Source organism: Verminephrobacter aporrectodeae subsp. tuberculatae At4, from assembly GCF_000193225.1.
Lineage (GTDB): Bacteria > Pseudomonadota > Gammaproteobacteria > Burkholderiales > Burkholderiaceae_C > Acidovorax > Acidovorax aporrectodeae.
The window spans coordinates 1-482 of record NZ_AFAL01000251.1 but is presented as its reverse complement, the minus strand read 5'-3'; the positions used below and the strand labels follow the sequence as shown (position 1 = coordinate 482).

General features: G+C 72.2%; 1 protein-coding gene. It reads left to right on the top strand.

Going from position 1 to position 482, the window contains the following annotated elements:
* On the top strand, positions 1–482 hold a 482-nt coding region (locus VTU_RS0106230; protein WP_010102183.1), incomplete at both ends, for a substrate-binding domain-containing protein.

The following is a 482-nucleotide window of genomic DNA, read 5'->3' as shown; positions in this document are numbered from 1 at the left end:
GCTGGGAGGAGCAACTCGGCGGCGCGCTGATCACCTGGAACAAGGGCCAGCCGGCGCGGCTCAGCGAATTCGGCAGCAAGCTGCTCTGGGCCGAGCGCCAGGCGCAGGCGCGGCTCGCGCCGCAGATTGCCGCGCTGCACGCCGACCTGGAGCGCGCGTTTGCCGTGGCCTTCGACGACCGGGCGCACGTGCTCACCCTGTACGCCAGCCACGACGATGCCCTGGCGGCGCTGCGCGCGCATGCGGCCGCGCAGGCCGACGCGGGCGCGCTGCATCTGGACATCCGCTTTTGCGGCAGCGTGGACGCGATCCGTGCGCTGAACGAGGGGCGCTGCACGCTGGCGGGCTTTCACACGCTGGAGCAGCCGGCGGCCGACTCGCTGAGCGCGCGCATCTACCGGCCGCTGCTGCAACCGGGGCTGCACAAGATCATCGGCTTTGCCCAACGCACGCAGGGCCTGATCGTGGCGCCGGGAAATCCG